This is a genomic window from Calditrichota bacterium, from assembly GCA_013151735.1.
GTDB lineage: Bacteria > Zhuqueibacterota > JdFR-76 > JdFR-76 > BMS3Abin05 > BMS3Abin05.
Map to the genome: position 1 here is coordinate 9,660 of JAADHR010000104.1, position 9,910 is coordinate 19,569.

The 9,910-nt window shown below is 49.1% G+C and carries 7 protein-coding genes; all 7 read left to right on the top strand.

Annotated elements, in window-relative coordinates:
• Positions 1–51 precede the first annotated feature (51 nt).
• Positions 52–843, top strand: a complete 792-nt coding sequence (gene folP, locus GXO76_07135) for a dihydropteroate synthase (GenBank protein ID NOY77625.1) — start codon at positions 52–54, stop codon at positions 841–843.
• Between the two features lie 70 nt (positions 844–913).
• Positions 914–1,690: a TIGR00159 family protein gene (locus GXO76_07140; GenBank protein ID NOY77626.1), complete on the top strand. Its 777-nt coding sequence runs from the start codon at positions 914–916 to the stop codon at positions 1,688–1,690.
• Positions 1,691–2,208: 518 nt separating this feature from the next.
• Positions 2,209–7,011 (top strand): hypothetical protein, encoded by a 4,803-nt coding sequence (locus GXO76_07145; protein ID NOY77627.1) that lies wholly within the window; start codon positions 2,209–2,211, stop codon positions 7,009–7,011.
• A complete protein-coding gene (locus GXO76_07150; GenBank protein NOY77628.1) occupies positions 7,008–8,009 on the top strand; it encodes a hypothetical protein in 1,002 nt (333 codons plus the stop codon). The genes GXO76_07145 and GXO76_07150 overlap by 4 nt, the downstream gene beginning before the upstream one ends.
• A 10-nt stretch (positions 8,010–8,019) precedes the next feature.
• Positions 8,020–8,670: a hypothetical protein gene (locus tag GXO76_07155; GenBank protein NOY77629.1), complete on the top strand. Its 651-nt coding sequence runs from the start codon at positions 8,020–8,022 to the stop codon at positions 8,668–8,670.
• Positions 8,671–8,759: 89 nt separating this feature from the next.
• Complete coding sequence (locus GXO76_07160; GenBank protein ID NOY77630.1) at positions 8,760–9,263, top strand: hypothetical protein; 504 nt, start codon at positions 8,760–8,762, stop codon at positions 9,261–9,263.
• A 94-nt stretch (positions 9,264–9,357) separates the two neighbouring features.
• A partial coding sequence (locus GXO76_07165; protein NOY77631.1) for an NTP transferase domain-containing protein occupies positions 9,358–9,910 on the top strand: 553 nt, incomplete at its 3' end.

The following is a 9,910-nucleotide window of genomic DNA, read 5'->3' on the forward strand; positions in this document are numbered from 1 at the left end:
CCGCTCACCGTTTCCGGCCGCACCTGGACTTGGGAAGAGCGAACCCTGATTATGGGAATCCTGAATGTGACGCCCGATTCCTTTTCGGACGGAGGGAAATATGGGGACCCCGAGCACGCCCAAAGGCGCGCGTTTGAGCTGGTGGAGGCGGGCGCTGATGTGCTGGATATTGGAGGAGAATCCACCCGTCCGGGTGCCGAACGGCTTTCCGTTGAGGAAGAGCTGGGGCGGGTCCTGCCTGTTTTGGAGTCCGTTCGGGGCAGGCTGCCGGTCCCGATTTCCATCGACACCACCAAGGCGGCCGTGGCTCGGGAAGCGTTGAATGCCGGGGCCGCTCTGATCAACGATATTAGCGGATTGCGTTTTGATCCTGAAATGGCCTCTGTGGCTGCGGAATTTGACGTTCCTGTAATTGTGATGCATCTTCGGGGAACCCCCAAAACGATGCAGAAAAATCCGCAGTACAAAAATCTCATGGGAGAGATTCTAAATGAACTGGCAGAGAGCCGGGCCCGGGCCCAACAGGCCGGAATTTCTCCCGAAAAAATTATTGTGGATCCCGGAATCGGTTTTGGGAAACAGTGGTTTCACAATTACCAAATTCTGGGGGAGCTGGCCGCCCTGAAAATGCTGGAATCTCCGATTTTGATCGGCCCGTCCCGAAAATCTTTTTTAGGCAAGATTTTGAATAGTTCTCCGGACGAACGACTGGAAGGGACACTCGTGGCCAGCACCATCGGCATTCTAAACGGGGCCCATCTCATTCGGGTTCACGATGTAAAGGAGGCCCGGCGTGCGGCCCGAATTGCAGATATGTTTGCGGGGAAATTCCGCTCGCAATGACCGCTTATTAGAGCGATATTGAGAAATCTAACGACCATAGTCAAAGGTACGGTGAATGGATCGGCTAAACCTGACATTATTTCGGATTGAGTTTCTTCATTTTACGATCATTGATTTACTGGATATTCTGGTTATTTCGTACATCCTGTACCGCTTGTATCTTTTGATTCGGGGGACGCGGGCTATTCAAATTATTGCAGGGTGGGTGATCATTTTGCTGACATCCGTTGTGGCTAAAATCTTCGATATGAAAACCCTGTCGTGGATTTTTGACAGCCTGGGAACAATTTGGCTGGTGGCATTTGTGATTGTCTTTCAGCCGGAACTCCGGCGGATTTTGCTTTATCTGGGAAACCTGCCGCTCATTCGGCGGTTTGTTCGCATTCGGGGGAGTAAGGTTATTAATGAGGTGATAAAAGCCTCTGTGGAGCTCTCGAAGCTTGGCATCGGCGGACTCATCGTGATGACGCGCGAAATGGGCCTTCGGGGAATTATTGAAACCGGTATTCGCATTCAGGCGGAGGTCTCAGCACCCCTGATTCTCTCAATCTTTAATCCCCTTTCTCCTCTGCACGACGGAGCGCTTATTATTCAAAATGAACTCATTGAGGCGGCTAAGTGTATTTTACCGCTTTCCCAGAGCGACACGCTGGAACCCTGGTACGGCACACGCCACCGGGCCGCTCTCGGGCTTTCCGAAGAATCCGATGCGGTCATCATTGTGGTGTCCGAAGAAACCCATTACATTTCGGTGGCGATGAACGGAAAATTGAAGAAGAATCTGAACGAAGACGAACTCAGGGATGTGTTGGAAAAAAGTTTTAAGGTAGAAAGTGGAAAGAGTTAAAAAACCACTTGATTTTTTTAGAAAGAATTGTTAAACTAATTTTGTAAAAGGATTTTGGGGGATGATTCCTTCTCTTGTAAAAACGGCCTCTAATTACACATTGATTTTCCCCAAGAATGTAACACGAATTTTTCGTTAGTGAATTTCCTCCAAAAAACCGCGACCAATGCCAATTTGATTTCATTAAAATCAATTTGGAAAAACGGCTCAAAATAGGGGTTAACAGGTTCGTGAAAAGCATAACCAACCTGTTTGATTCAATTTTGCTATTGCTCCGGGAAAAGCACTGGAAGAGGAGCTTGGGGCCAAGCGATACTAAATCCGCCTCAGGAGGATTCGATTCAATTTTGCTAATATTCCGCGAAAAGCGCCGGAAGAGGAGCTTGGGGCCAAGCGATACCAAATCCGCCTCAGGAGGATTCGATTCAATTTTGCTAATATTCCGGGAAAAGAACCGAAAGAGGAGATTAGGGCCAAGCGGTGTTAAATTCGCCCTGGCCAAAATTGGAGGATGTGCCTTGTTGGGGGGACTTCTGGTGTGGCCCCAAACCTGTCTGCCTCAGCCCACCCTGTTTGAATCTCACGAAATCCTTTCCCAAACGCCTGATGCAGTGACCCTTCGGATTGTGTACCGTTTTCCTCACGGAAAAATCCGTTTCCGTGATTTTATGAGTCATTACTTTCTTGTGTCAGGTGATTCACTGATTGCTTTTCCCGCCAGCCGCTTTCTTTTTACAACCGTGTTGAAACAGCCGGAAGCTGAAGTCCTGAAAACCCGCGGTCGAAATCTTTCTATCCCCGAAAATTTAGATTTACCGGCTGAGCGTGTGATTGGAGACAGCGCTGTGCAAGACCAACAGCAGCCATGGCGGTTTCCTTTGGGGATACAAACCAGCCCGATTCTGAACGTGCAAAAATTAGGCAATTTTCGGGACTTCCCGCTCTGGGCCCTTCGGGTGTTTCCGGTGAAAATTTTGCCCGGGGGAAAATCAATTGCTTTTCTGGACACCATTGTAGTTCGTCTGAAATTTGGCGGGGCGATCCTTGGGGGATCGGCTAAAATAAAAAGAGAGAATCCTGCTATTCTTCAGGAACTCAAGCAAATGCTTCTGAATCCCGGGGCGGTAAAAAACGTCCAGGCAGCCTCCCATCTTCATGTGGCAAAACCTTCGGGTTTTCGTTTGGCGGATCGAAAAATAGCCGGCTTTAAGCTGCTTGTATCCGGGCAGGGATGGTACAAAATTACACGCGCCTTTTTGAAGGCCAACAAAATTCCGGTGGAACAAGTTGCATGGAATCGGATCAGAATAACGGCCAAAGAGAATCCTGTTCCCTTTGTGGCCCATGGCCTGGCCGACGGCCGGTTTGATCCGGGCGACAGTTTTGAGTTTTGGGGAGAGCCTAATTTGAACACCCGCTATCCCGGCGCTGAAGATATGTACTTCGATCCGTATTCCATAAAAAAGGCCTATTTTGTGACGTGGAATGACGGCCCGGGGGCACAATACGGTGCGGCCAACGGCGGTTTTTTTTCATCGGAGTCCACACTCGTGTTTCAGCCCCGCAGTTTTATGGCCACGGTTCATGCGGAGAAAGACAACTCTTACAATCGCTTGGGCCATGTGATGCCCGGGGTTGATCGGGATCACTGGTTTTGGGGAAGCCTGGGTGCCGGCGAAATCCGGACCTTCCCCGTAAAACTCCTGTGCCCGGATATCCAATCCAATCGGCTGGTGAAGGTGAAACTCATGCTTCACGGAATGACCACCGGGCACCACAGCGTGCGGGCATTTTTGTCCAATCACCGGATTCTTCAGGGCGAATGGAATGATCAGACCCTATATTCGGTAGCCACATCTCAGAGGGAAGGCGTTTTTGGCGGTGAGCTGGATGAAAAAAATAACGCATTGACGCTTATCAATAATTCGGATGATGAACTCGACTTTTTTCTGGTGAACTGGTTTGATGTAACGTATCCCAGGCTGTACGAGGCCGATGAAAACTTCATCCGCTTTACGCGTCCTGAGGATTGGCAAAACGGCCGCTACCGGTTTGTGATTAAAGGATTTACACGCCCAAATATTGAGATTTTTAAGCTTCATCAAAGCCAGATTTTTGGAGCTCGGGTGGACGAGATAGTGGATTCACTCGGGCAAAAATCCTACCAGTTAACTTTTGAAGATGACGTTCCCTCGGCACAAACCGCCTACATTGCCCTCACGCCGGAGGCCAAAATGAATCCGGAATCGGCGCAACCGGTTTACGAATCCAATCTGAAAAATCCGGATAATCAGGCAGACTATGTGATCATTACGCCCCCCTATTTTGCCGAAAATGACGCCCTTCGGCGGCTCATTCACCTTCGGCAGAGTCAGGGGTATTCGGTGCGGGTTGCCTTGACCGATGAGATTTACGATAATTTTTCGGATGGCGAGAAAAGTCCTGTCGGGATTAAGAATTTCCTGCGGTATGCCTGCACCACCTGGCAAAAGCCCGCGCCGCTTTTTGTGCTTCTGGTCGGGGACGGAAATTATGCGGTGCGAAGCCGGTCGGCTCAGTCTGTGAATTTTGTTCCGGTCTACCACTATCAGACGATAAAATTCGGCGCGGCAGCCAGCGACACCTGGTACGCTCTGGTTTCCGGCGATGATTTAGTGCCGGATTATTTCATCGGGCGCCTGCCTGCCCGCACCCACGACGAGCTCAATCACATGCTGGAAAAGATCCTCTCCACCGAAACGCAGCCAGTCAACGGGGAATGGAGAAACCGCCTGCTGATGATTGCGGGGCACGACAAATTTTTTCATCAGCAGAATGCGGAGCTCGCCAGGACGCTTCTTCCCAAAAGCTTTTTTGTACAAAAATTGACATCCTCTCCCCCTGGCGACCCCTTTTACGGCGACACCCGGAAACTTCTGTCTGCTTTTGACCGGGGGGTAAGCTACGCCAATTTCATGGGACACGGCGGCGGAGCTGTGTGGGCGGACAATCTGCTGTTTCGTTTTGACGATCTCCGTCTTCTTAAAAATGCACCCAATTATCCCCTCATTACCAGCATGACCTGCTTCACCGCCGCCTTTGATTCACCGCGTGACGTGTCGTGTCTGGGGGAACAACTGCTTAAACTGGATCGCCAGGGCGCGGTGGCCTTTCTGGGGGCATCCGGTGTCGGATGGGTCTGGAATGACTACTATTTTCTGCAACAACTGATTAATCGTTTGTTTATCCACCGGGCATCCACCATCGGTGAGGCGGTTACCCTGGCGAAAATCGACTATCAGGCCAAATATTTTACTGCTCAACGGGAATCCATGATTCACCAGTACAATCTTCTGGGCGATCCCGCGCTGGGCCTGGCGTTTCCTAAAGATTCCCTCAGGGTAAGCTCAGATCAAAAACGCTACTCAGGCGGCGATACGGTGCGGGTCAAGATTTCGGCTCCCGTGCAAACCGGAACGCTCTCGTACATCCTGGTGGATTCAATCGGTGTGGTGAAAAAAACCGGAAACCTCCCTTATTCCGATCCTCAGAAACCGATCTCCATTATCCTTTCCCAAACGATGAAACCGGGTCTCTACTGGTTAACATTTGATCTTTTTGGGCCCGGAAGTTTGGCTAATTACAACGGGGCCTTCCCTGTTGCCGTAGGGCAGGCGATGATGATTTCCACCGGCTCCGTTCCCGCCACGGTGGTTGTGGGGGATTCTGTTAAAATCCATGCACAAATTGCGGGGCTTTCTCCTGCAGCACGGGCTTTCTGCGTGTTTGAATCTCCGCTTAACGATTCCCTGGAAATGGCTTTTCTTCCCGATCGTGGGCGGTTTGAAACCCTGCAGTCACGTGTTTTTCAGAACGTGGGTTGGGTGACCTATCACATTTCAAGCGTGGAAAATGGGAAAATGCACCGGTTTGCGGGCCACACGTTTCGGGTAAATCCGGTGGGAGATTTGCGGGTTCAGCAAAATTCACTTCAGGTGGCGGTAGATGACAGCATTTACCTGCAGGCCGTTATCCAGAATAATTCAGCTGTCGCGTACAAAGGGATTTCGGTTGATTTCTGGCAAGTCCAGACCGGGGATTCTGTTCTTTTGGGAAAATGCGTGACGGATTTTAATCCCTACGAAACCCGAAAAATTAAGGCGCGGGTTGTGCTGCCGCCGGGAAAGGTGGATGTGAAAGTCTCCGTGAATTTCGATCGAACCATTCGAGAACGGGTGTGGAACAACAATTCGGTTGAATCCCTTATCGAAACACCGGCTTTCTATTTTCTCCCGGAAAAGGGTTTTCGGGTTAGTCTGACCCAAACCGATAGCGTTTGTGCGTGGCGGAATGTGCATCTGCAAATTTCAAAACATTCTTGCGGGATTCCCTTTGTGCTTTCATTTGGGAATGCCGCTTGGAGCGATTTTAAGACCGATCAATCCATTGAGCCTGTTAGCCTTCCGGATTGGAGCGGGCCGGTTCTGAAGTTGAACGGGACTGCCGGTGAAAGAATGGCGGCCTCTCTCTCTGTGTGTGTGCCCGATTCACAGACAGGTTCTATCGGCCGTGAAAGCGATTTGTTTCGGTTCTATCCGAAACAAAAACTCTGGGCAAAAGTTCTCCGAACCAGCCTGCGGGATTCCCTGTTTCAGGCGAAAATAACGGGATTGGGGGCATTTGCCTTTTTCAGAAAAAGGGATTCCGTTCCGCCAACCGTGGATATTTTGGCTGGCAAACAGGCGTTTTTCGATGGCGGCTACCTGGGGAATCACCCTACATTTACCATTGAAATGCGGGATGAAAATGGTCTTCATCCCGGCGAAGAGGCTCAGAAAATTCTTCTGGATGGGCAGCCGTTAACTAAAGAAGATTCGGACCTTCAGATGAATGTTGGCCCTGGCAGCCTCGTCCTGACCGTTTCGCCCGAACTATCCGCCGGAAGACACGAGCTGGCGGTTCGGGGAATGGACTGCATGGGGAATAGTTCAAAAACTGCCGTGCTGCATTTCAGGGTGGCTTCTGATTTTGATCTGAATGTTCTGGGGAATTATCCGAATCCGTTTAAAAAACAAACCGTTTTTGCCTACGAATTGAGTGCGCCGGCTACGGCGGTTTCGCTGAAGATTTACACGGTTTCGGGTCGCCTGATTCGCCGTTTTGGGGTGTTGGATTTTACGGACGATCCTGATCCTCTGGAGCCCGGCTATCACGAACAGACCTGGGACGGGACGGACGGTAATGGGGAGGATGTGGCCAATGGGGTGTATTACTTCAAATTTACAGCCAAAAGTGAAACAAAAACCATTAAAAAAACGGGGAAAATTGTTCGAATCCAATGAAACGAAAAAACATTATCTTCTTCATCATCTTTTTTGTTTTGCCTGAATGGGCGTTTGCAGGCAACGGTGCAGCCGATTTCCTGTCCATTGGCATCAGTCCGCGTGCATCGGGATTGGGGGGTGCATTTGCGGGCGTTTCGGCTGATGGAACCGCTTTCTTGTGGAATCCGGCGGGAATCGCTGGGGCACCCAAACAAATTCACGCTATGGCGGCCACACAATTCGGAGGATTTCAAAATCCCCTGGGCCGGTTGGATCATCTGGGAATTACGCTTCCCATTTACAAGGGGGATTTGGCATTCAATTATGTGCGATTCAGTGTGGACGATATTCCAATTTATCCGGAATTAAAGGGTGAAAACATAACCCAACGGCTGCGTGACCCGGCGCTCCGCCCCGACGGCACCCCGGACGGGTATCTGAACGATGCAGAAGAAGCCTTCATTTTCACGTTTGTAAAAGAGAACACAAAAACACTGGATCTGGGGTGGCTGTATTCAAAATTCAGGATTGATGTACCCGTGGGGCTGAATCTGAAAATTCTGCACACAAAAATCGGACGATACTCGGCTTCGGGTGTAAGCCTGGATGTGGGATTTCAGGTGCGGTTGGCTCTGGATGATTTTTTTGAGTCCAAAAAACTGGGGCGGCTTATTTTTGGACTGTCCTGGCAAAATCTGACCCAATCCAGTCTGAGCTGGTCTACCCATCACCACGACGTGATGAAACGCGCCCTGGGTTGGGGACTGTCGTATCTGCACCCCCTTCCCCGGTATCACAGCCGCCTGCTTTTTGTGATTGGAAAAAGCTTTTCAGACCATCCTGGTTTTGGGGTGGAATGGAATTTCCGCAATCGGATGGAACTGCGTATTGGAAGTCATGAAAGGCAGGTGGCGTTTGGAGCCGGATTTTCCTTCTGGAAATTTCACGTAAACTATGCGCTTGAAACCCATGAGCTCAATGCGTCTCATCGTTTGGGGCTGTCTTATTATTTTTAAGGATTTTTGGATGAAAATTAAACGGCGACAATTTTTCCTCTTGCTATTTGTGATAAATTTTTCTATCTTATTTTGCAAATCGAATTCTTCCGGCCCTGAAATAAAGAAACCGGATCCTCCTGTTATCGTTCCAAAGTCGGCCGAAAATTCACTAATTGAAAAAGGGGTTGATGCCATTCCGGAAACGGATGCCATATTTTTTGAGTGGTTTCATTCCGGGGAAAAAATTCAGGCGTGGAATATTTATAAAAAAGAGGGAAAAACGGGTCACTTCCGGCTTTTGTCTCATGTTTCACCCGGTGATACGAGTTTTGTCGATCAAAATGTAACAGTCGGTGTTCGGTACTGGTATTTTTTGACGGCGGGTGGATCCAACGGCGAGGAAAGTGACCCCTCGAATACGATTACCTATAAATTAATTCCAAAAGCCGGCAGTTTGGGCAATACACGGGATGTTCGTCCGATTTTTGAGTGGCGGTCTTCAGGAGTGGCGCCGATGTATTACATTTTACGCCTGTATAAAAACCCGAAGCACACCCCCGTCTGGATAACAATGGTGTACCCTGGCTTTCAGGGACAGCGGGAAACCGTTGCGTACGATGCCGACGGATCGGCCCTGGAGGATTCCCTTGAGAGAAACGGACCTACGCCTGGCGTGTAGACGAGGTGGGTGCTGAAGCAAATTCGGGTTGCGAATCACATTGGAAGGTATTCACCGTACGGGAATGAAGTAATTTAGGGAGAAATAATATGGGTTGGAAAAAATGGGGTGTCGTTCTAAGTGTTCTAATTAGTTTGTCTTTTAGCTCTGTTTTGTGGGCACAACAGCGACCAGTTGCAAATTATCTGAGCCGCGGTGCACAGTATGTGATAGGGAATCAGGATCAGTTGTTGATTCGAGTAAATATCTGGGGTTTCGTAAAAATGCCCGGGCAATATCTGGTTCCCACAAATACGGATCTGGTATCTCTCATTTCTTATGCGGGCGGCCCTTTGGAAGACGCTCAGCTTAAAAAAATCCGGCTGATTCGAACGGCCATGAGGGATAGCAGTGAGAAAATCATTTCACTGAATGTGAAAAAATTTATTGACGCAGGTGATGAATCTCAAAATCCGCAGTTGTTGCCGAATGATACGATTATTGTTACTGCAACCTCCTATCACTGGGTCATCAAAAGTCTGGAATTTGTATCCAAATTGGGATCCATTGCCTATTTTTCCTATTTTGCCGTCCGTTTGATTCAAAACAAATAGCAGGTTGTGGCAGGATTGGTATTGAGCGAAGGTTACAGATGAGTTGTTTTTTTGCAATCAGGCAAATCAGAATTAGAAATAAAGGGGTCGGCTGATGAAAGGTGTTGTTTTGGCGGGAGGTCTGGGAACGCGTCTTTATCCCCTCACTCGGGTTACCAACAAACACCTCTTGCCCATTTATGACAAACCGATGATTTACTACCCCATCGAAACGTTGGTACGGGCGGGAATTGAGCAAATTTTGATTGTAACCGGAGGTAATAACGCAGGAGATTTTCTGCGTTTGTTGGGGAACGGAAAACAGTTTGGTCTCAGACATCTGAATTACACCTATCAGGAGGGGGAGGGCGGAATTGCCGATGCCCTGAAACTGGCAGAATATTTTGCGGATAACGACAAAATTATTGTCATTCTGGGCGACAATATTATTGAAAAGGATATTTCAGACTATGTGCAGGCATTTAGAACCCAGTCAGAGGGAGCCAAAATCCTTTTAAAAGAGGTTCCTGATCCGGAGCGGTTTGGTGTGGCTGAAGTGGATGGGGAAAAAGTGGTCACAATTGTTGAAAAGCCGCTGGTACCCAAAAGCAATTTGGCCGTGGTGGGTGTTTATATGTATGATTCAAAGGTTTTTGATATTGTCAGTA